The sequence below is a fragment of the Hymenobacter setariae genome (assembly GCF_007713685.1).
GTDB lineage: Bacteria > Bacteroidota > Bacteroidia > Cytophagales > Hymenobacteraceae > Hymenobacter > Hymenobacter setariae.
The window spans coordinates 19,694-45,705 of record NZ_VMRJ01000003.1; the positions used below are offsets into that span (position 1 = coordinate 19,694).

Below are 26,012 nucleotides of genomic sequence, written 5' to 3' on the forward strand. Positions count from 1 at the left end.
AGTTGCTATTGTTTAGTAAATAATAAGTCGCATTGTAGTTAATATATAAGAAGTTGCCGATATCTATTAGCAAACCCTGAACCGTAAAAATTCTGCGCTGCTTTGGTATTCAGCCTTTCTGGAAGTAGTATCTCTGGAACGAGCTCAGGTCCAAAGGCGTGGCCTTCCGTATGAACAACGCTCAAACTCCCGACGCAGGTTACTCTATCGACCTCGGCAATGCCGCTTCTAAAAACGCCTACAACTGGTCGAAAAAGACTTTCGCGACCCGCGCAGGTTTGCCTGGTGAGCCTGCCCGCGACCTAGACGGGGGCTTTAGCAACGAAATTCGTTTTGGTCAAGAGCGCCTAGGTATCAGTTCGGACGGTATCGGGACCAAAATTGAGCTAGGCGAGCGCCTAGATAAATACGACACCCTAGGCTACGACCTAGTAGCCATGACCGCCGACGACCTCATTGCGGCTGGCTTCGTGCCCACTAACCTGTCGAACATCATCGACGTGAACACCCTCGACTACGACGTGGTAGACGAGATGATGCGTGGCTTGCACGACGCCTGCCAGTTCTCAAAAATCGCCATTACTGGCGGCGAGATTGCTGAGCTAGGCAACCGCATTGGCGGCTTTCCTGGCGCCCGCATGAACTTCAACTGGTGCTCTACGGCCATCGGCGTGCTGCACCCCAGCCTCGATAAGCCCCTGAGCGGCGCCACTGCCCAGGCTGGCGATGCCGTAGTGGCCCTGCGCTCGCCCTCGTTCCGCTCCAATGGCTACTCGCTGGCCCGCAAGACGTTGCAGCGCCTCTTTGGCGACAACTGGCACACGGCGCCCTACGACGGCACCGACGCCGACCAGTACGCTACCTGGGGCGAGGCCCTGCTTGCGCCTTCGCTCATCTACGCGCCCGCCCTCACAGCGGTGCTCGATGCTGGCCTGCCCCTGCGCGGCGCAGCCCACATCACGGGCGGCGGCGTGGCCGACAATTTTAAGCGCGTGCTCAAAAACGGCCTCGGTGCGGTACTTGATAACCTCTTCGCGCCCCTGCCCGCCATGCAGCGCCTCTGCGAAATTGGCGGCATCAGCCCCGAAACTGCCTATCTCTACTGGAACATGGGCAACGGCATGCTGCTCGTTACGGCCCCCGAAGCCGCCGAAGCTCTCGTACAGCAACTCGCCCAAAGCGGCTACCAGGCCCAGCTAGCCGGCTACCTCACCGCCGAAGCAGGCGTGACGCTACGCGTAGCGGCGGGCGAGTTGAAATATGAGTAGAAAGGGCTTGCTAAACAAATAATTACTAAGAGTGAAACGCTCTTGGGTTCGGGTGGAGACACTCGTGCCCAAGAGCGTTTGTTTTATATCATTATCTAATTTCTCTATAGAAAAAAGATGAATCAGACAGAGTTTTGGCAGCTTATCGATGCGACACATCAAGCAGCGGTGGGTAGCCTAGATAGTCAAGAAACCAAATTGATTGAAGCGCTTGCTCAGCATTCGCTAGATGATATCGTTGATTTCGAGCGTCTGTTTCGGCAGTATATTCTAGCCGCAGACGATTTTGGCATTATAGCAGCGCAAAAAATCATACAAGGGTGGGTATCCGACGATTCGTACTTGTACTCCCGGTGCTGGCTTATCAGTCAGGGAGAACAGGTGTTCTTCGAAGCATTACGTAATCCAGATGCTCTGGCTGAGTTGGCTGCGACGCAAGGGAATACTGATTTTGAACCGTTGCTTTATGTTGCTGACAAAGCCTTTGCTGTACTTACGGGCATGGAAGAAGATGAATCATTTCCCAGAAATATCGCCTATGAGCAGGGGCTAGACTACGACGGTTCAACCGAAACGAAAGACGAAGACTGGACGGAAGAGCAACTACCTGCACTTCTACCTAGGCTGTGGTCAAAATTTAATTGACTCATTCTTACATCGGCGTTATCGGTCACGTATTCAGCATCAGTTGCGTGCAGAACTCGTGCAGACCTTACTCCCAGAGCGCTAGGTACATATTTAGGTTCAGAAAGCGGCGGGTGCCAGTGGAACTAGCCCCACGGCGTCCATTGCTCGGCGCTAGCAGCTTGGGCTGGTGTGGTATTTAGAAGAGTATCTGCGACGGGCACTACCTCTTTGAATGGCCCTACGGTGAGCAACTGCTGTTCCTTGTTACGAGAGGGTGCCACCTGATACGTATCGGTGGGCGGGCCATCTGCTACTTCATAAGCGGTTATGCCCTGTTGGCCTTTGAAGTAACCTAGCGAAAACCGTAGAGGTAGGAGTGCTGGCGGTGCCTGACTAGGTTGATTACCGTGCACGCGGTAGGGACGCAAGGGTAGGGCCAAGCGAAGCGCCTGTTCATACGAGTGGTCCGGTAGTACTTGGGTGAGGTAGGGAATATCTAACACCCGAATTCCTTCGCGAAAGGACAGGTCCATTAGCGCTTTATCTAGGTGCACACCTTCTGGCTCTACCTGAATGTGCACGAGGTCAGGCAACAGCTGTGGAATAGAATCAGGGTTGCTAGCCGGTAGCTCGTAGAGCTGGTTGCAGAGGTACAGAGGCAGCTGGCCGTGGTTGTGCACCTGGTAGCGTAGGTCGAGCTGGCCCGGCGCTTGTTGAGTAGCCGTCACCGTTAGTAGGCAGTCAGCATTGCGAATAGCTAGGGTTTCAGTCATAAGAAGTAAAAGAACTGCTTAGTAGTATTCGCGCTGGCCCTGCGGTGGATTCCACTCAGCCCTGAGCTTATTTTCGGTGTAGGCGTACGAATGCTCGGGATGCACCCCAATGGCTTCCAGTTCGTAGTGAGGCACTTGGGGTGGTTTTTTGGGATTGCGGGCGTCGGGGCCGCCAGGGTTGGTGGTGTCACCGCGTCGCATGCGGCCGTAGGCAGCCTGCTCGGCATGAATAAGCTCGTGGGCTAATCCAATGCCTGGGGGCCTAGTATTCCACGGCAGTTCACCGGCCTTGGCTAGGGTCGGGTTGTAATTGACCCCAACTCCTAGGCCCGCGCCGGGCGTTACGCCGTCAAGGGCGTAAAAACCTTTCTCCCAGTTATGGCGGTTGAGCTCGATAGAGTTTTCGGGCGCGTAGTGGATGTATATCTTCTGACCTGAAGCGTGGAGCGAGTCGAGCAACTGCTTACCGGTGGGGGTATCATAAAGAGCTTGCAAGTCAGTGTGCACAGCATTCTCGAAGTTGGCGGGTCCACCGGGGCCAGCCGTGGCTGCTACCAAGATGGTAGAACGCAGCATAGCCGCCAAGGGTGGGCTTAGAGTCGGCGCTTTATCTGTGCGGGCTATTAAGTTTGGCGATATTGGTGCACTAGCGGAGCTGGTTTCATGGAGGACTATGGCAGCGAGTGTTTCAGTAGCCTTGCTCGGCGCAGCTAGCTTGGTAGCGATAGCGAGGGCCGTTGTTGGGCCGCCCGCCCGCAGCTCAAAATCGCTGGCTACGATGGTAAGGTGGCACACATAGGCACCATCGCCCGTGGCACCGCTAGCAAATTGTTCGCGGTACTGCACGCATTCGCCAGCGGTGAAGGCAATAGTTTCGTGCGCTACCCGACTGGCTATGTCGTAGAAAATGATTTCTCCAGCGAGCGGCTTACGCGTAGCGGTAGCCCAGCTTATCAACCCGTCGTCGGTTGGTACGTCCAGCGCTAGCTCTAGCGGGTGGTGCCGTGTCTTACCGTTTACACGACCCCGGGCGTCAATGTTCTGATAGCAACTGTAGTTACAGTGTACCACCCGGTAGGAGCTGCCCTCAACGTGTAATTCAGCATAAAAGGAAGCCATGCGTGCGGTAGCAAAAAGCTTTCAAGTAAATCAACCTAGGCAACGTGTTTTTGCAATTCCTGACCAATTTACGCTCTGTAAGAATACTTACGCCGGCCGCACCGGTCGCTTCTTTAGCATAAGCTGTGTGCGAAACTCGTGCAGCGGCTGCTCTAGGCCTACTGGATACACGTGTGGGTTAAGGAAGCGGCGGATGCTGGGGTCGAGGCTCGTGACTTCCTGGCGAGCCAGCTCTCGGCTCTCCTCTAATGTTGGTAGTGGCTGCACTAGCTGGCCTGCCCGCAGCACTGGGGCCAGTAGGTCGCGGAAGGGGGCGCCAGGATGCACGGGCCGGCGGCGAGTGAGGTCGGCGGGGTCGATAATAATGGGCGCTTCGGGCAGCGAGGCGGGCGCGGCTACGTTGTAAATCATGTCGGCGCGGGGCTGACCGTGGTCGCCTAGGTAGCGGCGCACCTGCAAGATGCCGGGAATACTGGTTTTGGCCTGCTGCTCGGAAAGCTTGAGGGTGAAGTCCCAGTCTTGGCCATCGGCAGTGCGTAGGGCGGCCAGCTTATACACACCACCTAGGGCGGGCTGATTGTAAGCTGTGACGAGCTGCGTGCCCACGGCCCAGATATCGATGCGCGCGCCCTGCTGCCGCAGGCTGGTGATGAGGTTTTCCTCTAAGTCGTTGCTGGCCACGATACGCACGTTCGGCAGGCCGGCGGCGTCGAGCAACTCGCGGGCGGCCTTGGAGAGGTAGGCTAGGTCGCCCGAGTCGAGGCGAATGCCGCCTAGCTCGTGGCCATTTTGGCGCATGTCGAGGGCCACCTCAATGGCGTGGCGCACACCATCGAGGGTGTCATAGGTATCGACCAGGAAAGTAGAATCGTCGGGAAAAGCATCAGCGTAGGCAGCAAAAGCCTGCTTTTCGTCGCCAAAAGCCTGCACCCAGCTGTGGGCGTGCGTGCCGCGCACCGGGATGCCATAGAGCCGACCGGCTAGCACGTTGCTGGTACCATCGGCCCCACCTAGGTAGGCGGCGCGGGTGGCTTCGAGGCCACCGTCGGGGCCCTGGGCGCGGCGCAGGCCAAACTCTAGCACCGTAGCGTCGGGGCCGGCCGCGTCGCGCACGCGGGCAGCTTTAGTGGCGATGAGTGTCTGGAAGTTGATGACGGTGAGTAGCGCGGTTTCAACGAGTTGGGCTTGTAGCAGTGGGCCTTGCACGCGCATCAGAGGTTCATTGCCAAATACTACGGTGCCTTCAGCCACGGCGTCCACGTCGCAAGTGAATGTTAAGTCCCGCAGGTAGGCCAAGAAGTCGTCGGGAAAAAGGCGGCCGTTTTTGCTGCCTTGCAGGCTGGCGAGGTAAGCGATGTCCTCCTGTGTAAAACGCAGATTTTCCAAATAATCGACTGCCAGTGCCAGTCCGGCCGCTACCGCATAGCCGCCTTCAAACGGTGCGCGGCGGAAGTAGAGGTGAAACACAGCTTCGCGTTCATGCAGGCCCTGCTTCCAGTAGCCATAGGCCATCGTAAGCTGGTAGAGGTCGGTGAGCAGGGCGAGCGAGGGGCGGTAGAGGCCGGAAAGAGCAGGAGGGGCAGGCATGAGAAGAGCGCGCGAGCGCGGTAAGTTCTTTTTTGCCTCCTGATACGGGCAAGTGCTTGCCTCCGGTATTGGGGAGCCTGACAAGGCAGAAGTTTTAGGTTAATTTACGTTTTTATATAAAACTAACCCTATTTTTGACTGGCCACTAAGTGAGCTAATGCAAGCTGTCATAAGATAACTTGTTATTAACTATTTAACTGTTATTTCCTTATGAAGGTAAGCGTTATTGTTCCGGTTTTTAAAGTAGAAGCTCATATTGAAGCTTGCATACAATCAATTATAGACCAAACGTATCAGGATATAGAAGTAATAGTAGTTGATGATAAATCACCAGATGCTTCCATTGCTTTGGCAAAAGGAGTGTTTGCTAAAAATAGCTACACGAAATTTAGAATCCTTGAAAATGCTTTCAATAGCGGCGTATCTGTTTCCCGTAATAATGGACTAGCAATTGCGACGGGTGATTACGTACTATTCGTTGACAGTGACGATACCATAGTGCCTACTATGCTGGCCGAAATGGCAGCTATTGCAACTGAGCACGACGTTGACATTGTGGTTTGTGATACGTTTCGAGTTCGCACCAGCGAACCCCAAAAGCCCGAAGTATGGAAAGCTAGTCTTACTGGCTTAGTAGATGGGGCCACGGCGATTGATGCCATGCTGCGTTTTAAGGAAACATCTTATATCTGGAATAATCTCTATCGCAAGTCATTGTTTGATAATATTAAGTTTGTTGATAATATTTATTATGAGGATATGCTTATTAAGCCGTTATTATGGAAAAAGGCCCGTCAACTGTATTTCTATCCCAAACCTCTTTATAATTATTACGAACGAGCTGGGTCAATCACAACCAGATTAGGCGATTTGAATAAATACCTAGGTATTCCGGACTGCTGCCAAGCAATAGAAGACGCTTTTGCGCAGGATACACAGGCTAGCCAGGAAATGCGAGTTAATATGGTCTTGTTTCTCTATACTTGGATTAGAAATTTGACGCTGACTATCACCTCGGCTAATATGCCCTATGAAGCAGTAAAGCAACTGTTGGATAAATACAGCAGCTATATAAAGTTTTCTAATATTCTGAAAATAGGAAATGGTGTTGATAAACGCTTACCCTTGTTTCTGCTGATACTGAAGGTTAGTCCTTATTTGTACTGGAAGCGGTTTTCGACGCAGTTACTCGCTAAGTAGCAAAGGGAATGTACTAGTTACGGGTACGCACAGTAGCCCTAGGTGCCGTGTTTGCGCTAGCAGTACACGGTACCTAGGGCTACACTTGTGCCTGTACTAAGGCAAGCTTGACGCCAATGCCGGCGGCTGAGTCGGCCTGTTCAGGGTGTAACTTTGTCTTAGTAAAAAGCTGCTTTTTAGTCTCGCCTCATATCCCTACCTATGTCGTTCCGATTTAAGCCCGCCGACGTGTTTGAAACCCGCCACAACGCGCCCGACCACGCCAGCCAGCAAGCTATGCTGCAAGCCGTGGGCGCCGCCGACCTGGCTCAGCTCATCGCCGAAACGGTGCCCGCCGCCATCCGCCTGCCCCAGGCGCTGGCCCTGCCGCCGGCACTCACTGAGCGCCAGTTCTTAAAGCGCTTCAAGCAGATTGCCGGCCAGAATAAGGTTTATAAAAGCTATATCGGCCTAGGGTATCACGACACGACGTTGCCGCCCGTTATCCAGCGCAACATTCTGGAAAACCCCGGGTGGTACACCGCCTATACGCCCTACCAGGCTGAGATTGCGCAGGGCCGTCTCGAGGCGCTCATTAATTACCAGACAATGGTGATTGACCTCACCGGCCTGCCCATCGCCAACGCCAGCTTGCTCGACGAGGCTACCGCCGCCGCCGAGGCGCTGCACCTGCTGCACTCGCAAACCAAGAAGAAAAACGCCACTAAGTTCTTTGTCTCGGAGCAGGTGCTGCCCCAAACTATCGACGTGCTGCGCACCCGCGCCACGCCCCTAGGTATCGAGTTGGTGGTAGGTGACCACCGCACGGCCGACCTAGCCGATGAGGCGCTGTTTGGAGCCATTGTGCAGTACCCCGGCGCCAACGGCACGGTGTTCGACTACAAAGAATTTATTGATAACGCCCACGCCAACAACCTGTTTGTGGTAATGGCAGCCGACCTGCTGGCGCTCACGCTCCTCACGTCGCCTGGCGAGCTGGGTGCCGATATCTGCGTAGGCTCGTCGCAGCGCTTCGGCGTGCCGATGGGCTTTGGTGGTCCACACGCAGGCTTCTTCTCGTGCAAAGACCAGTTTAAGCGTGTTATTCCCGGCCGCATCATCGGCCAAAGCGTGGACGCAGCTGGCAATAAAGCTTACCGCATGGCGCTGCAAACCCGCGAGCAGCACATTCGCCGCGAAAAGGCTACCTCCAACATCTGCACCGCGCAGGTGCTATTGAGTGTGCTGGCTGGTATGTTTGCCGTGTACCACGGCCCGAAAGGCATCCGCCAGTTCGCTGTGAACACGCACCTGTTTGCTCAGATTCTAGAGGCCGAATTGAAGGCTCTGGGCGTAGAGCAGTTGAACAGCAATTACTTTGACACGTTGAGCTTGCGCCTCGAAAGCCACGAGATGCAGCAGGCGCTGAAAACGGAAGCCGAAGCGGCTGGCATCAACTTCCGCTACTATGAGGACACGCTGGTGGGCATCAGCCTGCACCAGAACGTGGAGTTTGATGATGTGCGCGATATCGTAGACATCTTCGCCAAGGTCCTAGGTAAGGAAGTGGCTACCCCAGCTGCCCCCACCGCCGAGGCCGAGCTGACGCTGACCTGGCCCGAAAGCCTGCAGCGCACTAGTGAGTACCTCACGCACCCCGTCTTCAACACGCACCACGCCGAGCATGAGCTGCTGCGCTACATGAAGCAGCTCGAAAATAAGGACTTGAGCCTTGCGCACAGCATGATTCCCTTAGGGTCGTGCACCATGAAGCTCAATGCCACGGCTGAGATGATACCCGTGACCTGGCCCGAAATCGGCCAGCTGCACCCCTTCGCCCCGGCCGACCAAACGGTAGGCTACCAGCAAATCATCCGCGACTTGCAAGCTTGGCTCTGCGAGGTGACCGGTTTCGCGGCCGTCAGCCTCCAACCCAACTCGGGTGCTAACGGCGAGTATGCCGGCCTGCTAGCCATTCGTGGCTACCACCTCAGCCGCGGCGACAACCACCGCACGGTGGCCCTCATCCCAGCTTCGGCTCACGGCACCAACCCTGCCTCGGCTGTGATGGCTGGCATGCAGGTAGTAGTGGTGAAAAGCACCGACGAAGGCAACGTGGATATGGACGACCTACGCGCCAAAATCGCGCAGCACGCCGACCGCCTCTCGTGCCTCATGGTGACCTACCCCAGCACGCATGGCGTGTACGAGGAAACGATTATCGAAATCTGCGAGCTCATTCACCAGGCCGGTGGCCGGGTGTATATGGACGGCGCCAACATGAACGCCCAGGTAGGCCTCACCTCGCCCGCTAGCATCGGGGCCGATGTGTGCCACCTCAACCTGCACAAAACCTTCTGCATTCCGCACGGCGGCGGCGGCCCTGGCGTGGGCCCCATCGGCGTGGTAGAAGATTTGATTCCTTACCTGCCAGGCCACGTAGTGGTGCCGGTAGAAGGCCGCGACAGCGGTGCCGTGTCGGCCGCGCCATATGGCTCGGCGAGCATTCTGCCCATCTCTTACGCCTACATTTCGATGATGGGCGGCGCAGGCATCACCCGCGCTACCGAGTTGGCTATTCTGAATGCCAACTACATTAAGGCTCGTCTCGAGGCGCACTACCCCGTGCTTTACACTGGCGCCCAAGGTCGTTGTGCCCACGAGATGATTCTCGACTGCCGCCACTTCAAAAAGGCTGGCATTGAGGTAGAAGACATTGCTAAGCGTTTGATGGACTACGGCTTTCATGCGCCTACGGTGAGCTTCCCGGTAGCTGGCACACTCATGATTGAGCCCACGGAGAGCGAGAGCAAAGAGGAACTCGACCGCTTCTGCGATGCCATGATTGCCATCCGTAAGGAAATCACGGAGGTAGAAGAAGGCCGCGCCGACGCTAAGGAAAACGTGCTTAAGCACGCCCCGCACACCGCTGCCATCGTGCTCACCCAGGAGTGGACGCGTCCCTACTCGCGCGAGCAGGCTGTTTACCCGCTGCCTTACGTGCGCAATGCCAAGTTCTGGCCCACTGTGAGCCGCATCGATTCGGCCTACGGCGACCGCAACCTCATTTGCAGCTGCACGCCATTGGAGGAGTACGCAGACGAGCCCGAACAACTGGTTTCGACTGACAAAGGCCCGTCGTACTAGGTTTAAAAAGCCTGTCATGCTGAGCTTGCGAAGCATCTTATCACATCAGAGGCAGTAATCTAACGTGATAAGATGCTTCGCAAGCTCAGCATGACAGACGATTTTTAAGCGCAATACAATGTCTCCGCTCTGCGTTAAACCTACGCAGTCCGCCATCATCAAAAACACGCCAGACTGAGCTTGCACAAGCCCTCGGTATGGCGTGTTTTGGGTTGTTAGCCTAGCTAATAAAAGTAGTCGGCTTGCCTACTTTTTTTGGAACATTGCTCAGGTGGGCAGCGTTAAGTCAGTACCTCCGCAAGCAGGATTATCTTATTAATTTTTAGCCTTATGAACCGCATCACTCGTTTTCTGGCCCGCCCGGCCGCACTGGCGGTCACGGGCCTGGCACTAACCTTCGGGGTAGGCGCCTGCACCACGGCCAACGTGGCTTCAACCAGCGATTTTGACCACGCCGTCAACTTCCGTGCTTATAAAACTTGGGCTTGGTACCCTAAGCAAGCCAATGACACAGAAGGTGGCCCCGCCCGTGGCTACGAGTCCTTCACCGACCAGCGCATTCGCGATGCCGTGACGAAGGACCTAGGCGCCAAAGGCCTGACTGAAGTGGCTGGCAATGCTAGCCCCGATGTATTTGTAGCTTACAGCGTACGCATCGAAAACCAGCAGCAACGGGTGGGCGGTAGCCCCTTTGGCTATGGTTATCCCTATGGCTACGGTTACGGTGGGTATGGCTATGGCTACCCCTACGGTGGTTCGTACAACTACAAAGCTGGCACGGTTATCATCGATATCGTGGATGCTAAGCGCAAGGAGCTAGCATGGCGCGGTACTGGCCAAGCGCAGCTCGACAAAAACACGATTACGGAAGAAGAAACCTACCGCATCGTGAACAGCGTACTCGGCAACTATCCGCCTACTGACACCCGCCAGCGTCAAGCTTATCGCTAAGCGACTGGCTGACCATTAGGTAAGTTACAAAAAAGCCTCGCCAAATTTGGCGAGGCTTTTTGTTTTTAGGCTAATGCGAAGGGCGGGGTGGCTGGCTGCGAAGGCGAAGGACCGAAGCGGTTGGGCCCGGCTGTGCCCGATACAAAAGCTAGGGCGCTACCTAGGCCAATGCTAACTAGGGGTACAAGTATGAACAAGAGCCACCAGCCTCGCAAGTCTAGGTCGTGCAGGCGCTTGACACCTTGCACGACTACCATGTAAAAGCAGAAGACAATGCCAGCGAACGCTATATTTCTCCAATGCGCTGCTGTATCGTTCAGTTGATACTCAGCGAACCGTGGTAGGCCGTAGCAGATAAATGCTAGTAAATACAGCGCTGGTACACGCCAGAAGTATGGCCAGCGACTAATTCGGCCGGTAGGGTAAAAATGATGCAGCATTAAAGCGAAGGTACTAACCTAGCCTGAACTGCTGCAACTATTTATGCCTTGCTAATAAGTAGATTAGATAGGTACATTAACATGGCGCTCGGCGTGGTACGACGAGCGTACTAGCGGGCCGCTTTCCACGTACTTCAGGCCGCGGGCCAAGCCCTCTTCCTTATAGCGGGCGAAAGTATCAGGGTGGATGAACTCGGCTACTTCGAGGTGGCGCTTGGTGGGTTGTAGGTACTGCCCTAGGGTCAGGATATCGAGGCCATTAGCCACGAGGTCATCCATAGCCTGGTGCACTTCGTCAGCGGTTTCGCCAAGGCCCAGCATGATGCCCGACTTGGTGCGGTGCCCTTGCAGCTTGGTGCGGCGAATCTGCTCCAGCGAGCGGTCGTACTTGCCCTGGGGGCGCACGAGGCGGTAGAGGCTGCCCACAGTCTCCATGTTGTGCGAAATCACTTCCTGGCCGCCCGAAATCATCACGTCCAGCGCGGCCCAGTTGGCTTTCACGTCGGGTATCAGCGTTTCGATGGTCGTTTCGGGGCTCAGCTCTTTGGTGAACACCACCGTGTCGCGCCACACACTGGCGCCGCGGTCTTTCAGCTCATCGCGGTTCACGCTGGTGATAACGGCGTGCTTTACTTTCATGAGGCTAATGGCCTCGGCCACGCGGCGGGGCTCATCGAGGTCTAGCTCGGAAGGGCGGCCGGTAGCCACGGCGCAAAACGAGCACGAGCGGGTGCAGACATTGCCAAGTATCATGAACGTGGCCGTGCCCGCGCCCCAGCACTCACCCATATTGGGACAATTGCCTGATTCGCAGATGGTATGCAGCTTATGCTCATCTACTAGCTTGCGCACAGCGGCGTAGTCGGGGCCAATAGGCAGCTTCACGCGCAGCCAATCGGGCTTGCGTGGGCGAGCCGGAGCCACGGGTTCGGGCTGAGGCTGAATAATAGGCAGGGAAAGCAGCATCGTATCCATAGTGTAAAGTTAACAACAAAGCCCAGGCAAAGTGCCCGGGCTTTGTGCTGGTTCCGCGTAGGGGCTACCCTAGGTGGGGCTAGCTACGGTGGCCCAGGTAAAGCGTGAGGTAAACCGACGGGAAGAACTGCTTGTTCAGCACGTCGGGCGACACGGGTGCGGCGGGCGTCGACGAGTCTAGGGTAACCAAGCGCCTGGTATAGGCTTCGAGCAAAAAGCCGACCTCGGCGCCAGCTACCGCATCGCGGTAGCGGCCATACTCGAAGCTGAGGCCGCCGCGCAAATGCACGCCCGGCACCACCTGCGTTTTGCTAATGCCCGCGAAGAATGGCGCCCGGTCCACGATGGCCTGCGGGGCCGTGTGCTTGCCGGGGTCATACTGTTCGTTTACAATGACATCGTTGGCGCTAGGCCGGCCCGTTTGGGCATAGGTGTAGTCGTAGCTGATGTAGTAGGGCATCAGCAGCCCTAGCGATGGCCCGGCACTCAGCAGTCCATTTACTTGCACGCCCGACTCAGCAGCTTTGTGGAATAAGATGCGCTGAATGCCAATGGATGGCCGCAGGGCAAAAGCGTAGTTGGTTTTGTAAGCCGTAAACGTGCCCCCAAAGTCGCTGATGACGCTTTCTTCCTTGGGGTTCTTAAAAAAGACACCCTCCAAGCTCCAAAACCAGAGGGTGTTGCTGTTCATTGTGCGGGCCGAACGCACGTTGACCCCCCCAATGAGCCCACCTTGGGTATTAAAGTTGACGCCAAACACGGTTTCGTGCTGGTACGACTGCTCGTCGGACGGGGCCGCCGAGGGCACCACCGTCAGTACCGGCTGAGGCGTAGGCACTGGCTGCGCTACCGCCTGCCCCCAGGCCGGGGCCGCCGCTAAGCCCCCCAGGCCCACCAGCCCTCCAATAGTCAGAAGTTTCTTCATAAGTAAGTCAAAAATAGCACAGTTGGCGTGTACAGCAGCTGAAAGTAACAAAAGAAGAAAAGCGACTTTTCGGGCGGTTGGCGGCAGGTAAGTAGCTTCGCGGTATGATGACCGCTCCTACCGCCACTGCCCGCTACGAAGGGCAACTTCGCACCGAAGCCACGCATGTGGCCTCGGGCACTAGCATTCAAACCGACGCGCCCGTGGACAACCATGGCCGGGGCGAAGCTTTCTCGCCGACCGACCTAGTCGGCACGGCCCTAGGTACCTGCATTCTGACTACGATGGCCATTGTGGCCGAGCGCCATCAGCTTGACCTGAAAGGCAGCACCATGCAGGTGAAAAAAATAATGAGCCAAGATGCTCCGCGGCGCATTGTGCAGTTCGATGTAGACCTGCAACTGCCAGCCAGCCTCAGCGAGAGCGACCGTGCCCTGCTAGAGCGCGTGGCCCACACCTGCCCCGTGGCGCTGAGCCTGAACCCCGAAATTCGGCAAGAGGTTCGCTTTAGCTATCAATAAGCAATGCGCAATTAGCAGCTGCTTAACTGCCTAGAGCAGCTGCTAATTGCGCATTACTTATTGATAACCGATAATTAACTCACGGCGTCGGCTACGTCGGCGAGGCGGATGCCCATGTGCGAGGCATCGTAAGTGCACTTGCCATCTTGGATAAGCAGCAGCTGGGGCGACTCGTGTTGCACGCCAAACTCCTGCGCAATCTGGGTCGAGATGGGCCGGAAGCGCAGCAAATCGAGGTAGTAGAGCGTCGTGCTCTCGGGCAGGGCAGCGTCGGGCCACTGGCGCTCGAGCTTGGCTTTGGCCGTGGCGCTGATGGAGCAGGTGGTGCTGTGCTTGAAGATAAGAACGGGATGCTCGTGCGATTCGCGCACAATATCAGCTAGTTGGTCGGGTTGCGTGAGGGGAAGCCAAGAGGTAGCCATAACTAAAGCTAGAAACGAAGAAAATTACTTTTTAGACTTGCGTAACCGCAAGCCGGGGTATTTGGGTTCGGTTACGTGCGGCGTGCCATCGCGGTCGAAGCGAGGCTCGTCGGCCGCCCCTGGCACGGGTGCCACCGACGCGCCCCGCTTGAGCTGGCGGCGCGACACGGCCAGGTGGCTGTCTTTGTAGGCAGCATCGGTAGCGCGGGCCTCGCGCAGGGCCCGCCGATTGGCAGCGCGCTGCTGGCTGAGGCTGCTAGGTGTCGTTTGGGCCGGCGTAGCCAGCAGTAGCGCAAAAGCTAGGTGAATAAGCATCGCAGGGAGGAAAAAAGAGTGGGCTTAGTAGTCGGGGCGTTCCTGCGTGGGGTCGGGCTTTGGAACCGGCGCTTTCTTGGCCTTCTTCTCTTTCGGCGCCTTCTCTTCCTTGACCTTGGGCGCTTTTTCCTCTTTCACTTTAGGCTCTTTCACCTTGATTTCCTTCACCTGCGGCGCTTTAGTAGGCGGAGCGGGAGTAGGCTCGTTGGCGGGGCTGCTGTCGGTGGGCTGGCCTAGGGGCGTGGCGTCGTTCTTGGCACCGCGTGGGCGGCTCTCGCCCTTGGAATGCTTGCGCAGGCGGCGATTTTCGCGGCTGGCTTCGCGCGGCTTCAGGGGCCTGGTATCGTAGTGGTGGTACTGGCGGCGCTTGAGTTTGGGCTTTTTGACCAGCAGTTGCTTGTCGTACTTGAGCTTCGTGCCCTCGGGCAGCTCGTTGTACGTCAGCTTGTTGTCGGCCTTGTCTTTGGAGGCGCCCGCTGCATTGGGGTCGGTGGCGCCAGTCGTGATTTCCTCCATCTTGAGCACCTGGCCTTTGTGGCGCGCTTTTTCGGCCGCCCGGTATTTGGCCTTGGCCTCGGCCGTCATACTGGGCGAAGGGAGGCGGCGCGGGTGGAAGACTTTATCGTACACCGAGCAGCTGGCCAGCAAGGCCAGCAAAAGCGGCAAGAACGAGTGTAGAAAAGATTTCACCGAAACGAGAAAATTGCGTGAGCTGGAAGGTACGAAAGGTAGAGGTTAGTGGCTAGTGAGTAGTGCTTAATGGTAAGCTGTCCACTAATAACTAACCGCTAAACACTAACAACTAAACATTAATACGCCCGCAGCGCCCGTAACTGCTCGCGCAGCCGCTGCTGCGGCAAGAAGCTGGCTTCCAGTATAGGGGCAAACGGCACGGCCGTATCGAGCGAGGCCACGCGGCGCACTGGCGCGTCGAGGCTGCTGAAGCAATGCTCGGCCAGCCAGGCCGCTATTTCGCCACCTAGGCCTCCCGTGAGGGTGTCTTCGTGTAGGATGAGCACGCGGCCAGTTTTGCGGGTGGTGCGGGCCACGGCTTCGGTATCCCAGGGCAGCAGCGTGCGCAAATCCAAGATGTCAGCCATGATGCCGAGCTCGTCGCAGGCAGCCTTGGCCCAATGCACCCCTAGGCCATAGGTGATGACGCTGAGCTCGTGCCCCTCCGTGACCAATGCGGCCTGCCCGATGGGCGTGGTGTAATACGCAGCCGGCACCGGCCCACTCAAGCCGCGGTACAGTAGCTTGTGCTCGAAGTACAGCACGGGGTTTGGGTCTTCGAAGGCGGCGCACAGCAGGCCTTTGGCATCGTGCGGGTTGCTGGGATACACCACTTTTAGGCCCGGCACGTGCGTAAACCACGCCTCGGTGCTCTGCGAGTGGAAAGGCCCTGCCGCGGTGCCCGCGCCGGTGGGCAGGCGCACCACCACATCAGCATTTTGGCCCCAGCGGTAATAGCTCTTAGCTAGATTGTTGACTATCTGGTTGAAGCCGCAAGTCACGAAGTCGGCAAACTGCATCTCGACCATTGCCTTCTTACCCCGAATGCTGAGCCCTAGGCCCGCCCCCACAATGGCCGACTCGCAAAGCGGCGTGTTGCGCACGCGGCCTTTGCCAAACTCCTGCACAAAGCCTTCGGTAATCTTGAAAACCCCGCCATACTCGGCAATGTCCTGGCCCATGAGCACTAGCTCGGGGTAGCGCTCCATGCTCTGCCGCAGCCCGGCCGAAATAGCATCAATAAAACGTAGCGTAGGGGCTTGGTCTTCAGAGCTTGATGCGTCGTGCTCAGCGTTAGGCGTTTGGGCGTTGTTATCTGCTAGGTGCTCATTGTCGGTTGCCAACGGCGCATACATATCGGCCAGCTCTTCGGCAGGGTCGGGGAGGGGCAGCGGGGCGGCGTCGGCTTCTTGCAGGGCATCCTCTATTTCTTGCTTGATGCTCTCGCGGAGTTGTATGCGGGCCGTTTCGCTCACGATACCCTCGGCCAGAACCCACTTTTCGTAGGCTTCGACGGGGTCTTTTTGAGCCCACTCTTGCAGTAGCTCGGCGGGCACGTACTTGGTGCCGCTGGCTTCTTCGTGGCCGCGCATCCGGAAGGTGAGGGCCTCGACCAGCACTGGGCGCGGGCGCTGGCGTAGGTCTTCGGCCAGGGTCTTGATGAGGTGATACACCTCCAGCACGTTGTTGCCATCGACTTGCACGGCTTCTATGCCGTAGGCGGGGCCTTTGTCAATGAATGACTTAACCCGAAACTGCTCGCTGCTAGGCGTGCTCAGGCCGTAACCGTTATTTTCGACCAGGAAAATGACGGGCAGTTGCCACACGGCCGCCACGTTTAGCGCCTCGTGAAAGTCGCCCTCGCTGGCCCCGCCATCGCCCGAGTAAGTAAGGGTCACGCGGGGCTTTTCATCGAGCAAGTCGGCCAGCGCGATGCCGTCGGCCACGGCCAACTGTGGCCCTAGGTGCGAAATCATGCCCACAATGTGGTGGGCGTGGCTGCCGAAGTGAAAGCTGCGGTCGCGGCCCTTGGTGAAGCCCGTCTTTTTGCCCTGCCACTGCGCAAACAGCTGACCTAGGGGCACCCCGCGGCTCGTGAATACGCCTAGGTTGCGGTGCAGTGGCAAAATGTACTCCTCGCTATTGAGTGCCAGCGTGCTACCCACCGACACTGCCTCTTGCCCGATGCCCGAAAACCACTTGCTAACCCGCCCTTGGCGCAGCAGTATCAGCATCTTCTCCTCGATGAGGCGGGGCCGCAGTAGCTCGCGGTAGAGCTGCTTGAGCACGTCGTTGGAATAATCGCGGCGGTCGAAAGTCATGGCAGGGGCAGAGAAGGCTTGGAGCTAACAAAGGTAGCGGTAGCATTTTCACTAAGGGGCGCACCGCAAAAAAGGCCCCTGATTGGCACGGAAGAAGGCTTTTAGGTAGCTTTGAGAAGCTTCATTTTGATTTCATTGAATGGTGAATTATTACCTTTCCATCCTACTATTAAAAGCGAGTTTTCCGGCCGTTAGCCAAGTTATACCCCCTGCTGCCAGCCCAGCGCCGCCCGATACGCTACACTCATTTTTGAGGGGTAGCCTGCCCGATTCGCTAGCGCCCCCAGGTACCTGGCGCGTGCAGGGCCAGGCCCAACCCACGCGGCCTTTTCTCACGGCGCAAGACCAGTTGCGCACCGTGGCGGGCGTGCAAGTGACGCCCTATGATGGCAGCCCCGGCAGCGGCCAATTGGTGCGCATTCGGGGGGCTAGCGAGGGGCGCTTGTCGGGCCAGCCGCTGTACATCGTCGATGGCCTGCCCGCGCTCAATGACGAGCTGACGCCCGACCGGTTTTTACCCAGCGTCAGGAGCGAAGCTTCATTGCCCACAGTGGCCCAGCAGCAAGCCGAGACAGGGGCAAACCCCCTGCAACTGTTGCCGCCCGAGGCCATCGAGCACATTGAGGTGCTGGCTGGTCCGGCCGCCGTGGCGCGCTACGGGCCGCTGGGGGCCAACGGGGTTATCAGCATCCGAACCCGACGGGCGAGTGGCACAGCGGCGCAGCCGCTGCGGGTGCGCTACGCAGCCTACGCAGGGGTGCAGCAAGTGCGCCAGCGCTACGACCTGCTAGGTGCCAGCGAGTACGCGGCCATTGCCAACGAGGCGTATCTCAACCGGGGTGGGCCTGCAAGCGGCGTACCCTTTCCAAACACGCAGCTAGGAGAAGGCACCGACTGGCAAGCTGCTGCCTACCGGGTAGCGGGCTTGCAGCAGCACCAGTTGAGCCTGGAGGGGCGCACGCCCCGCACCGGCTACCTCATCAGCGCCGACTATCGGCAGCAGGCGGGCGTGCTGCGCAACTCCAACCTCAGCCGCTACGGCCTGCGCGTGGCCCTCGACCAGCATCCGAGCGCCCGCCTAGGGCTGCGGGCCACGGTGGCGCTAGGCCAAACCGACCAGCACTTGCCCTTGGTAACGGGAACCGAAGGTGCCACGCGGGCAGCGCTGTTTGCCCTGCCTACTGTCGCGGTGCGCACCACGCAGGGCGCCTACAGCGGCTACGCCAATGACAACAATCAGTATCCGAGCTATTTTAGTAATCCACTGGCCATTAGCGAATACAGCTATAGTGCTCCGCGCACGCGCCGGCTGCTGAGCCAGCTAGCGGCCGACTACCAGCCCGCGCTGGGCCTGACGGTGCAAGCGTCAGTGAGCCTGCAGCTTACGCAACTTGATGCCCCTAGTTTTTCGCCACGCCAATACATCAACTCTTTTGGCCCACCCGAGCAGAGTGACCAGTCGGGTAACCAAGCCTACCAAAACAACCAGCTGGCGGCTCGGCTGGCGGTGCACTACGAGCGCCGCCTAGGGCAGCACCACCGGCTGGGAGCCGAAATCGACTATCAGTATCAGAAAAACAACTATTCCTCGGACAGCGAGCTTATGCTGCGGCTTTATGACAAAGCCAACGATACTCCAAAGACGGGCAGCTATGCTATTTCATCCATAAGTGCTCGGCCGCGCCTGCACCGGCCCTGGGCGCGCGTGCACTACGCCCTCGACAGCACCCTAGAGGCCGAAGTTGGGCTTAGCTACGCGCGCTTTGGGTATGATAATAAAGCCGAGTATTACCCTAGCGCTCAGCTAAGTTGGCATCCTCACTTACAGGTTGCAGGTGCTAGCCAGCCCCTTACGCTGTGGGCGGGCGTAGCGCGCACTAGTTTGTTTGGCTTTGGTTTGAACATGTTTGGCCCTGCATTACTCACCTCTGGGGGCACTTTTCCGAATGAGGAGTACAGGAGGCAGGCACCCTTGCGTACCGACCAGTTAGAGGTAGGTCTGCGCTTAGGTGAGCCAAGTGGGCGCTTCATGGCGCAACTCGTGGCCTATGAGCGCCGCTCGTACCACGTGCTGCTTTCCTCTTCTATAGCGCTACCTAATGCCAGCGGGTACGTCTCGACCGTTTATTATGACGAGGGCATGGTGCGCAACCAGGGCCTGGAGCTAACGGTGGCTACCAGTTGGCAGGCCGGCCGCGTGCAGGGCACTACACGCCTGGCCGCCAGCGCCAACCGCAACCGCTTGCAGGGCAATGACTATGCCATGCAGCGTAGTGAGGAGTTCAATAATCACCCCCTTGGCACTTTCTATGGCTTCCAGCAAGATGGCCTCACCGCCAGCGGCTCGGTGCGCTACCGCGACCTCACTGGCGATGGCCAGGTCGGTTACCAGGACAAGCGGTACCTAGGTAGTGGTATTCCGGCTCAGCTGGCTAGCCTCAGCCAGCAAGTGCGCCTAGGTCGGCTCGCGCTGGATGCGCAGCTAGATGGCCAGTTTGACTATAAAGTGCTTAACCATCAGCTAACTGTGCTCGATGCGCCAACGGGCCTGGCCAACAGTGCCACCAGCGTGCGCAATTACTGGACGCCTACCAACCTCAGCACTTCCGTGCCTGCGCCCGGCAGCGTCAGCTCCTACAACACAGAGTTTATTTGGATTTCCAATCGCCAATTGGAAAACGGTAGCCACGTGCGCCTCTCCTCGCTCACCGCTACCTACCGGCTGCGCCAGCTCGCTAGCCAAGACCTCAGCGTGTGGGTTGGCGTACAAAACTTATTTGTGCTCAGCAGCTACCGCGGTTACGACCCCAACGTGAGCAGCGGCGGCAGCTCGGGCAACCTGGCGGGCCAAGACTACGGGGCGGTACCCGTGCCGCGCACTTGGCTGGCTGGTGTGCGCCTGGCGCTATAGGCCGCTGGCCGGCGCATCATTTTGCCGGTCTATTTGTTAGGTTTGCCTACTACTACGCTATTATACTCCCCTCCGCTTTTCATGATACAGTACCAAGAGTTTACTCTAGCCAACGGCTTGCGCTGTTTGGTGCACGAGGACTTCACCACGCCCTTAGCCGTGCTCAATGTGCTCTACGATGTGGGCTCGCGCGATGAGAACCCCAGTCGCACAGGCTTTGCTCACTTGTTTGAACATCTGATGTTTAGTGGCTCGGTAAATGTGCCTAGCTACGACGAGCCGCTGCAGAAGGTGGGCGGCGAAAACAACGCCTTTACCTCGCAGGACATCACCAATTATTACCTCTCACTGCCGGCCGCCAACATCGAAACGGGCTTTTGGCTGGAAAGCGACCGCATGCTCGACCTAGCCTTTTCGCAGAATGGCCTCGATGTGCAGCGCAAAGTGGTGGTAGAAGAGTTTAAGCAGAGCTACCTCAACCAGCCCTATGGCGATGTATGGCTGAAGCTGAAGCCACTGGCTTATAGCACGCACCCCTACCAGTGGAACACTATTGGCAAGGAAATCAGCCACATCGAAGAAGCCGAAATGGCCGACGTGCGTGCTTTCTTCCGCAAGCACTACGCTCCGCAAAATGCCGTGCTAGTAGTAGCCGGCGCCGTGGCGTTTGATGAAGTAAAGCAATTGGCCGAGAAGTGGTTTGGCCCCATCGAGGGTGGCCCGCGCTACGAGCGCCAACTGCCCCAGGAGCCTACCCAGACGGAAGCCCGCCACGCCGAAACTACGGCCGCCGTGCCACTGTCGGCCCTGTATAAGGCCTACCATATGCCCGCCCGCCTCGACTCGCGCTACCACGCCGTGGACCTGTTGAGCGACCTCCTAGGGCGCGGCAAGTCGAGCCGCCTGCACCAAAAGCTGGTGAAGGAGCAGGCCTTGTTCAATAATATTTCGGCCTCGCTCACGGGCGCTCTCGACCCTGGGCTGCTCGTTATCAGCGGCAAGCTCAATGCCGGCGTGGCGCTTGAAGACGCCGACCGCGCCGTGGAGGCAGTGGTGGCGGAGCTGCTGCAAGCCGACGTGCCTGCTACCGAGCTGGATAAAGTAAAAAACCAAGCCGAAACTGGCCTGGTCTTCGGCGAAATAGAGCTGTTGAACCGGGCCCTATCCTTGGCTATAGGCAAGCTGCTTGGCAATGCTAACCTCGTAAACGAAGAGCCTGCGCTGCTACAAGCCGTGACGCCGACCGACATCCGCCAGGCGGCCGAGCTAGTGCTACGCCCCGAAAATTGCAGTACGCTTTATTACCGCGCAGCAGTTACCGAGTCCGTTGAAGTAGAGGAAGACGTAGAAGTTGCTTTCTAATTGCCCTAGATACGCAAATAGCGGCCGGGCAACTCCTCTAGCACATAGTAGAGGAGTTGCCCGGCCGCTATTTGCGTACCTAGGGGTTATTTTGGAGCGGGCAGTGTGGTTCCCTTGGAGGTGGGTGCGGCAGGGCCGTCGTAGGGCGGCGTGTTCTTGCCGTTGGCGTCGGGAGGCGTGATGGGTTCGCCGGGGGCGGCATAGCCCGACTGGCCTTTGCTACTTTCGGTGGCGTCGTTCAGCCGGTTGGTGCGCCGCACGGTAGTCGCCGCTTTAGTTTTAACCGAGCTAGAAGTTGAGGCTTTGGCCTTGGTGGGCGTGGTTTGGGCCATTGCTGGCGCGGCGAGCAGGCCTAGGCCCAGCAGTGCAAAACAGAAGGAGCGAAGCATAAACAAGAGGAGTTATGACAGATTTCTAAGCCAGCTCGACCAGCCGACTAGCCCCCTGTGTACGCAAAGCGGCCACGGAAGGCGAAGTCCGTGGCCGTTATAAACTGCTACTAGCTAAGCGTGCACTAGCGCGCGGTGGGCAGCGTAGTGCCCGAGGAAGTAGTGGTAGGGCGGCGCAGTGGGCGGCCGTGGTAATCGGTAGATACACCGTGGCTTACTTGGTTGAGGGGCATGCCCGGTGCCGACGAAACGTTGGTGTGGGGGTGGTACAGGGTGCCATCATCGGGCAGGTTCAGCGGGTCGTTGCTCCAGCCGCTCCAGTTGTCCTTGGCGGGCGCAGCCATGGCTACGGCTTGGTTTTGGGCGGCAGCTTTAGCAGCGGCCTCGGCCTGCTTGCGCTCGCGGGCCGTGAGGGTGCGGCCGGCGCGGGGCGTAGTGCGGGCCGTTTTGGCGGCCGATGCCGGTGAGGCCGACTTAACAGACTGCGATTGAGCCGCAGCGGTTTCGGCGGTGAGCAGAGCCAGGCCGAGCAAAGGGAGGAGCAGTTGGCGTACCATAGTGAAAAGAAAAATAAGTGTGGGGAGGAGGGAACTGATTACCCTTTTGCAAAGGCAATGCCAGTTTTCAGCCAACGTGCTATACGGATAATTTGGTATTACCGATAGAGCCTTCCTAGCCCGGCGCCGGTCGCCGTACCTTTGCCGGTATCATGCAGGAATCTATTTCGAGCTTGGCCGCCGAGGTGGCCGCCGCCGACGTGAGCAGCGCCGCTGCCCTCGACCAGTTTCGCCTTCTCTACCTAGGCCGCAAGGGCCGCCTGGCCGACCTCTTCGACCAGCTCAAAACCGTACCCAACGAGCAGAAACGTGCCGTGGGTCAGCAGCTCAACGGCCTTAAGCACCAGGCCCAGGCTCGCTTTGACGAGGCCCAGGCAGCCCTGGAAGAAGCCACCGCTAACCAGCCCGCCGACGCAGGGTTCGACTACACGCTGCCTACGGTGCCCAACGCCCTAGGTACCCGCCACCCGCTGATGCTGGTGCGCGAGCAGATGCTGCGCATCTTCGCCCGCATCGGCTTTGCAGTGGCCGAAGGCCCGGAGATTGAAGACGATTGGCACAACTTTACGGCCCTCAATTTCCCCGAAAACCACCCGGCCCGCGACATGCAGGACACGTTTTTCGTGGAGCCCGCGCCCGGCGCCGAGGTGGCCCAGCCGCACCTGCTGCGCACCCACACTAGCACCGTGCAGGTGCGCGTGATGGAAAACGAGCCCCTGCCCATCCGCCGCGTAATGCCCGGCCGCGTGTACCGCAACGAAGCCATTTCGGCGCGGGCGCACATGCTCTTTCACCAGATTGAGGGCTTGTATATTGATGAGAACGTGAGCTTTGCCGACCTCAAGCAAACAATTTATTATTTCGTACGCGAGATGTTTGGCGAGGATATTAACATCCGGTTCCGCCCCAGTTACTTCCCCTTCACCGAGCCCAGCGCCGAAATTGATATTACCTGCCTCATCTGCAAGGGCGCGGGCTGCAATATCTGCAAAGGCAGCGGTTGGGTCGAAATCGGCGGCAGCGGCATGGTAGACCCCAACGTGCTCGAAAACTGCGGTATCGACTCGGAGAAATACACCGGTTACGCCTGGGGTATGGGCATCGAGCGCATCACCATGCTCAAGTACCAGATTAAGGATTTGCGCCTCTTCACCGAGAACGACGTGCGCTTCCTACGCCAGTTTGAGGCGCTCTAGGGCACCTAGGTGTCCATAGTTACTTTCTAAGAGCCTCGAACTAACTACCTAGAGTGGTTGGTTCGAGGCTTTAACTGTTTGGGAGTCGTAAATTTGCAGGCTCTTTTCGCTAGTTATTTCCATGTTGCCCGCGCTAAGTCGGGCAGACTTCCGTGCTTTATGAAAGTTAGAACGCTTAAACAAAACAAGGTCAACGTTATCACCCTAGGTTGCTCCAAGAACCTCGTGGACTCGGAAGTGCTCATGGGCCAGCTGCGGGCCAACGACTTCCAAGTAACGCACGAGGCCAAGAAGTCGGATGCCAACATTGTCATTATCAATACCTGTGGCTTTATCGACAACGCCAAGCAGGAAAGCATCGACACCATCCTGCGCTACGCCGACGAGAAAGAAGCTGGCAAGCTCGAAAAGCTCTACGTAACGGGCTGCCTCTCGCAGCGTTACAAAGACGAGCTGGAGGAAGAAATTCCACAGGTAGACGCCTATTTCGGCACCCTAGAGCTGCCCCAGATGCTGAAAGTGCTGGAGGCCGACTACAAGAAAGAACTAGTGGGCGAGCGCCTACTGACCACGCCCAAGCACTACGCCTACTTCAAAATCGCCGAGGGCTGCAACCGCCCGTGCTCGTTCTGCGCTATCCCGCTGATGCGCGGCAAGCACGTAGACCGCCCCATGGAAGACCTTGTAACCGAGGCCAAGCGCCTAGTAGGCATGGGTACCAAAGAGCTAATTCTGATTGCCCAGGACCTGACCTACTACGGCCTGCAAGCCTATGGCGAGCGCAAGCTGCCCGAGCTGCTAGAGCGCCTCTCCGACGTGAGCGGCGTGGACTGGATACGCCTGCAATACGCCTACCCCTCGCAGTTTCCGCTGGCGGCACTGGATGTGATGCGCGAGCGCGATAATATCTGCCGCTACCTTGACATGCCCTTGCAGCACATTTCGGATAACATGCTGAAAACCATGCGCCGCGGCATTACCAGCCGCCGCACCAAGGAGCTGGTACGCGAAATCCGTGACCGGGTGCCGGGTATTGCGCTGCGCACCACGCTCATCGCGGGCCACCCCGGCGAGACGGAGGCCGATTTCGAGGAGCTGTGCGAATTTGTGCAGGAGTCGAAGTTTGAGCGCCTAGGTATCTTCACCTACTCGCACGAAGAGAACACGCACTCGCACACCCTCGTGGACGATGTGCCCGCCGAAGTGAAACAGGAGCGCGCCGACCGCATCATGGAAATTCAGCAGCAGATTTCGCTGGATTACAACGAGTCGCGCGTGGGCCAGACGTATAAAGTGCTCTTCGACCGCCTCGAAGGCGGCTACTACGTGGGCCGCACCGAGTTCGACTCACCCGAAGTTGACAACGAAGTACTGGTGCTGGCTACCAACGACCTACACATCCCACAGGGCAGCTTCGCCAACGTGCACATCACTGGCGCATCGGACTTCGACCTGTACGGCGAGGTAGTGCGCTAGCGATAGCATAACTGCTTTTCGCTTCTGTTCCTACGTTTGTCATGCTGACGAAGTAAGCATCTTATTGCACCGGGTTCTAACCTGATAAGAAGCTTCCTGCGTCAGCATGACAAATTTTTTATAAGTAAGTAAACCAAGGTCTTATGCAGGTACGCATCAACCAACAGGAATTTACCTACGACGTGCAGGGCGAAGCTGGCCTAACGGATGGCCGCGTCCTGCTAGCCTCCGACGACGACCTTTCGGCTGGCACTACCTGGGCCGCCGAGGGTTACACCGTGGCCAGTTTCTTGCCTGCTGCTGAGCAAGCCACCTTGCAAGAAGGCCTCGCCCAACTGGTGCGCCAAGCCCTGACCGACGCGGGCTGCCCGGTACCCGCTGACTTCGACGTAGCACACTACCACCGCGTGGTGGGCGACAATCGCGACCTGCACCTGGCCGTGGTAAACCGCACAAAAGAGTACCAGCAAGCTGCCTTTTTGCCGCTGCCCGCCACGGTATTAGAGAAGCGTGTAGGCGAGCTGTGCGGCCGGCCTGTGCAAGCGCTCAATCCCTGGGATAATGAGCGGTTTTTTCACCTGCGTATTATTCGGCCTGGCAAAGCGGATAACAATCCACTGCACCGCGACGTGTGGATACCCGATTACCACAACTGCCTGAATATCTACGTGCCCGTGGCTGGTAGCACGGCGCAGTCGTCGCTGACGCTGGTGCCTGGTTCGCACCACTGGCCCGAAAACCGCACCCTACGCACGGCTGGCGGGGCCGTCAGCAACGGCGTGCGCTTCACGGTGCCCGGCGTGCTGGGTAGCGCTGAGCCGCTGGATATTATTCGGCCCAATCCGGGGATGGGCGAAGTACTCCTTTTTTCGCCCTATTTATTGCACGGTGGGGCCGTGAATTTGAACGAAGACGAAACGCGTATCTCGTTGGAAATGCGGTTCTGGGCGGTGTAGTTGCGCAGGCTTTGTAGTCTGTGACCGAGCGTGGCAAGCATCCTGAGCCTGAGCCGTTCTAATAGTGATATTCGCTGCACTC

At 57.8% G+C, this 26,012-nt stretch carries 23 protein-coding genes; 11 read left to right on the forward strand and 12 right to left on the reverse strand.

Translation table 11 applies throughout. The features are described from left to right. The first annotated feature begins 170 nt into the window (after positions 1 to 170). Together FNT36_RS11135 and FNT36_RS11140 are read left to right on the forward strand one after the other, a co-directional pair. Entirely contained in the window at positions 171 to 1,268 is a 1,098-nt protein-coding gene (locus FNT36_RS11135) for an AIR synthase-related protein (protein WP_144847559.1), read from the forward strand. 117 nt (positions 1,269 to 1,385) lie between these two features. Further along, positions 1,386 to 1,913 carry a DUF4240 domain-containing protein gene (locus tag FNT36_RS11140; protein WP_144847561.1) on the forward strand — a complete coding sequence of 176 codons (528 nt, stop codon included), beginning with the start codon at positions 1,386 to 1,388 and terminating at the stop codon, positions 1,911 to 1,913. A 125-nt stretch (positions 1,914 to 2,038) separates the two neighbouring features. Here the strand turns inward: FNT36_RS11140 and FNT36_RS11145 are convergent, their stop codons facing one another. The 3 genes from FNT36_RS11145 to FNT36_RS11155 all read right to left on the reverse strand — a co-directional run bounded on the left by FNT36_RS11145 (position 2,039) and on the right by FNT36_RS11155 (position 5,374). Next, positions 2,039 to 2,668 (reverse strand): hypothetical protein, encoded by a 630-nt coding sequence (locus tag FNT36_RS11145; protein WP_144847563.1) that lies wholly within the window; start codon positions 2,666 to 2,668, stop codon positions 2,039 to 2,041. Positions 2,669 to 2,686: 18 nt separating this feature from the next. After that, positions 2,687 to 3,787: a type VI secretion system tube protein TssD gene (gene tssD, locus FNT36_RS11150; RefSeq protein WP_144847565.1), complete on the reverse strand. Its 1,101-nt coding sequence runs from the start codon at positions 3,785 to 3,787 to the stop codon at positions 2,687 to 2,689. A gap of 87 nt (positions 3,788 to 3,874) precedes the next feature. Next, the gene (locus tag FNT36_RS11155) at positions 3,875 to 5,374 is read right to left on the reverse strand and encodes a nicotinate phosphoribosyltransferase (RefSeq protein ID WP_144847567.1); all 1,500 of its coding nucleotides are present in this window, start codon (positions 5,372 to 5,374) and stop codon (positions 3,875 to 3,877) included. Positions 5,375 to 5,584: 210 nt separating this feature from the next. On the opposite strand from FNT36_RS11155, the gene FNT36_RS11160 reads away from it, so the two are divergent. From FNT36_RS11160 to FNT36_RS11170, 3 genes are all read left to right on the forward strand, one after another. Next, on the forward strand, positions 5,585 to 6,574 hold the full coding sequence (locus tag FNT36_RS11160) for a glycosyltransferase family 2 protein (RefSeq protein ID WP_144847569.1): 990 nt from the start codon (positions 5,585 to 5,587) through the stop codon (positions 6,572 to 6,574). Positions 6,575 to 6,775: 201 nt separating this feature from the next. After that, complete coding sequence (gcvP, locus tag FNT36_RS11165; RefSeq protein ID WP_144847571.1) at positions 6,776 to 9,700, forward strand: aminomethyl-transferring glycine dehydrogenase; 2,925 nt, start codon at positions 6,776 to 6,778, stop codon at positions 9,698 to 9,700. Between the two features lie 330 nt (positions 9,701 to 10,030). After that, positions 10,031 to 10,651, forward strand: coding sequence for a DUF4136 domain-containing protein (locus FNT36_RS11170; RefSeq protein ID WP_144847573.1), 621 nt, complete (start codon positions 10,031 to 10,033; stop codon positions 10,649 to 10,651). Between the two features lie 65 nt (positions 10,652 to 10,716). Here FNT36_RS11170 and FNT36_RS11175 read toward each other — a convergent pair whose 3' ends face one another. The 3 genes from FNT36_RS11175 to FNT36_RS11185 form a co-directional block, all read right to left on the reverse strand. Further along, on the reverse strand, positions 10,717 to 11,091 hold the full coding sequence (locus tag FNT36_RS11175) for a DUF805 domain-containing protein (protein ID WP_144847575.1): 375 nt from the start codon (positions 11,089 to 11,091) through the stop codon (positions 10,717 to 10,719). 63 nt (positions 11,092 to 11,154) lie between these two features. Further along, positions 11,155 to 12,054: a lipoyl synthase gene (gene lipA, locus FNT36_RS11180; RefSeq protein WP_394348943.1), complete on the reverse strand. Its 900-nt coding sequence runs from the start codon at positions 12,052 to 12,054 to the stop codon at positions 11,155 to 11,157. 91 nt (positions 12,055 to 12,145) lie between these two features. Further along, positions 12,146 to 12,991 (reverse strand): hypothetical protein, encoded by an 846-nt coding sequence (locus FNT36_RS11185; protein WP_144847577.1) that lies wholly within the window; start codon positions 12,989 to 12,991, stop codon positions 12,146 to 12,148. A gap of 104 nt (positions 12,992 to 13,095) precedes the next feature. Between FNT36_RS11185 and FNT36_RS11190 the strand changes: the two genes are divergently transcribed. Next, a complete protein-coding gene (locus tag FNT36_RS11190) occupies positions 13,096 to 13,512 on the forward strand; it encodes an OsmC family protein (protein ID WP_233635843.1) in 417 nt (138 codons plus the stop codon). Positions 13,513 to 13,586: 74 nt separating this feature from the next. Here FNT36_RS11190 and ytxJ read toward each other — a convergent pair whose 3' ends face one another. The 4 genes from ytxJ to FNT36_RS11210 form a co-directional block, all read right to left on the reverse strand. After that, positions 13,587 to 13,934, reverse strand: a complete 348-nt coding sequence (gene ytxJ, locus FNT36_RS11195) for a bacillithiol system redox-active protein YtxJ (RefSeq protein WP_144847579.1) — start codon at positions 13,932 to 13,934, stop codon at positions 13,587 to 13,589. Between the two features lie 24 nt (positions 13,935 to 13,958). Then, a complete protein-coding gene (locus FNT36_RS11200) occupies positions 13,959 to 14,249 on the reverse strand; it encodes a hypothetical protein (RefSeq protein WP_144847581.1) in 291 nt (96 codons plus the stop codon). A gap of 24 nt (positions 14,250 to 14,273) precedes the next feature. Then, positions 14,274 to 14,939 carry a hypothetical protein gene (locus tag FNT36_RS11205; RefSeq protein ID WP_144847583.1) on the reverse strand — a complete coding sequence of 222 codons (666 nt, stop codon included), beginning with the start codon at positions 14,937 to 14,939 and terminating at the stop codon, positions 14,274 to 14,276. A 119-nt stretch (positions 14,940 to 15,058) separates the two neighbouring features. Then, complete coding sequence (locus FNT36_RS11210) at positions 15,059 to 17,083, reverse strand: alpha-ketoacid dehydrogenase subunit alpha/beta (protein ID WP_144847585.1); 2,025 nt, start codon at positions 17,081 to 17,083, stop codon at positions 15,059 to 15,061. 250 nt (positions 17,084 to 17,333) lie between these two features. On the opposite strand from FNT36_RS11210, the gene FNT36_RS11215 reads away from it, so the two are divergent. Then, positions 17,334 to 19,994, forward strand: coding sequence for a TonB-dependent receptor plug domain-containing protein (locus FNT36_RS11215; protein WP_233635844.1), 2,661 nt, complete (start codon positions 17,334 to 17,336; stop codon positions 19,992 to 19,994). Between the two features lie 81 nt (positions 19,995 to 20,075). Next, a complete protein-coding gene (locus tag FNT36_RS11220) occupies positions 20,076 to 21,356 on the forward strand; it encodes a M16 family metallopeptidase (protein WP_144847589.1) in 1,281 nt (426 codons plus the stop codon). Between the two features lie 86 nt (positions 21,357 to 21,442). Here FNT36_RS11220 and FNT36_RS11225 read toward each other — a convergent pair whose 3' ends face one another. Together FNT36_RS11225 and FNT36_RS11230 are read right to left on the reverse strand one after the other, a co-directional pair. Beyond that, entirely contained in the window at positions 21,443 to 21,745 is a 303-nt protein-coding gene (locus FNT36_RS11225) for a hypothetical protein (RefSeq protein ID WP_144847592.1), read from the reverse strand. Positions 21,746 to 21,870: 125 nt separating this feature from the next. Beyond that, positions 21,871 to 22,302 (reverse strand): hypothetical protein, encoded by a 432-nt coding sequence (locus FNT36_RS11230; RefSeq protein ID WP_144847594.1) that lies wholly within the window; start codon positions 22,300 to 22,302, stop codon positions 21,871 to 21,873. Positions 22,303 to 22,454: 152 nt separating this feature from the next. On the opposite strand from FNT36_RS11230, the gene pheS reads away from it, so the two are divergent. The 3 genes from pheS (at position 22,455) to FNT36_RS11245 (ending at position 25,930) form a co-directional block, all read left to right on the forward strand. Beyond that, entirely contained in the window at positions 22,455 to 23,498 is a 1,044-nt protein-coding gene (gene pheS, locus FNT36_RS11235; protein WP_144847596.1) for a phenylalanine--tRNA ligase subunit alpha, read from the forward strand. A gap of 159 nt (positions 23,499 to 23,657) precedes the next feature. Then, entirely contained in the window at positions 23,658 to 24,974 is a 1,317-nt protein-coding gene (gene rimO, locus FNT36_RS11240) for a 30S ribosomal protein S12 methylthiotransferase RimO (protein WP_144847598.1), read from the forward strand. A gap of 143 nt (positions 24,975 to 25,117) precedes the next feature. Further along, positions 25,118 to 25,930, forward strand: a complete 813-nt coding sequence (locus FNT36_RS11245; RefSeq protein WP_144847600.1) for a phytanoyl-CoA dioxygenase family protein — start codon at positions 25,118 to 25,120, stop codon at positions 25,928 to 25,930. Positions 25,931 to 26,012: the final 82 nt, after the last annotated feature.

Excerpts from the sequence above, each read along its gene's own strand:
- FNT36_RS11135 (WP_144847559.1), top strand. The coding sequence starts at position 171 with ATGAACAACGCTCAAACTCCCGACGCAGGTTACTCTATCGACCTCGGC.
- FNT36_RS11140 (WP_144847561.1), top strand. The coding sequence starts at position 1,386 with ATGAATCAGACAGAGTTTTGGCAGCTTATCGATGCGACACATCAAGCA.
- FNT36_RS11145 (WP_144847563.1), bottom strand. The coding sequence starts at position 2,668 with ATGACTGAAACCCTAGCTATTCGCAATGCTGACTGCCTACTAACGGTG.
- tssD (WP_144847565.1), bottom strand. The coding sequence starts at position 3,787 with ATGGCTTCCTTTTATGCTGAATTACACGTTGAGGGCAGCTCCTACCGG.
- FNT36_RS11155 (WP_144847567.1), bottom strand. The coding sequence starts at position 5,374 with ATGCCTGCCCCTCCTGCTCTTTCCGGCCTCTACCGCCCCTCGCTCGCC.
- FNT36_RS11160 (WP_144847569.1), top strand. The coding sequence starts at position 5,585 with ATGAAGGTAAGCGTTATTGTTCCGGTTTTTAAAGTAGAAGCTCATATT.
- gcvP (WP_144847571.1), top strand. The coding sequence starts at position 6,776 with ATGTCGTTCCGATTTAAGCCCGCCGACGTGTTTGAAACCCGCCACAAC.
- FNT36_RS11170 (WP_144847573.1), top strand. The coding sequence starts at position 10,031 with ATGAACCGCATCACTCGTTTTCTGGCCCGCCCGGCCGCACTGGCGGTC.
- FNT36_RS11175 (WP_144847575.1), bottom strand. The coding sequence starts at position 11,091 with ATGCTGCATCATTTTTACCCTACCGGCCGAATTAGTCGCTGGCCATAC.
- FNT36_RS11185 (WP_144847577.1), bottom strand. The coding sequence starts at position 12,991 with ATGAAGAAACTTCTGACTATTGGAGGGCTGGTGGGCCTGGGGGGCTTA.
- FNT36_RS11190 (WP_233635843.1), top strand. The coding sequence starts at position 13,096 with ATGATGACCGCTCCTACCGCCACTGCCCGCTACGAAGGGCAACTTCGC.
- ytxJ (WP_144847579.1), bottom strand. The coding sequence starts at position 13,934 with ATGGCTACCTCTTGGCTTCCCCTCACGCAACCCGACCAACTAGCTGAT.
- FNT36_RS11200 (WP_144847581.1), bottom strand. The coding sequence starts at position 14,249 with ATGCTTATTCACCTAGCTTTTGCGCTACTGCTGGCTACGCCGGCCCAA.
- FNT36_RS11210 (WP_144847585.1), bottom strand. The coding sequence starts at position 17,083 with ATGACTTTCGACCGCCGCGATTATTCCAACGACGTGCTCAAGCAGCTC.
- FNT36_RS11220 (WP_144847589.1), top strand. The coding sequence starts at position 20,076 with ATGATACAGTACCAAGAGTTTACTCTAGCCAACGGCTTGCGCTGTTTG.
- FNT36_RS11225 (WP_144847592.1), bottom strand. The coding sequence starts at position 21,745 with ATGCTTCGCTCCTTCTGTTTTGCACTGCTGGGCCTAGGCCTGCTCGCC.
- FNT36_RS11230 (WP_144847594.1), bottom strand. The coding sequence starts at position 22,302 with ATGGTACGCCAACTGCTCCTCCCTTTGCTCGGCCTGGCTCTGCTCACC.
- pheS (WP_144847596.1), top strand. The coding sequence starts at position 22,455 with ATGCAGGAATCTATTTCGAGCTTGGCCGCCGAGGTGGCCGCCGCCGAC.
- rimO (WP_144847598.1), top strand. The coding sequence starts at position 23,658 with ATGAAAGTTAGAACGCTTAAACAAAACAAGGTCAACGTTATCACCCTA.
- FNT36_RS11245 (WP_144847600.1), top strand. The coding sequence starts at position 25,118 with ATGCAGGTACGCATCAACCAACAGGAATTTACCTACGACGTGCAGGGC.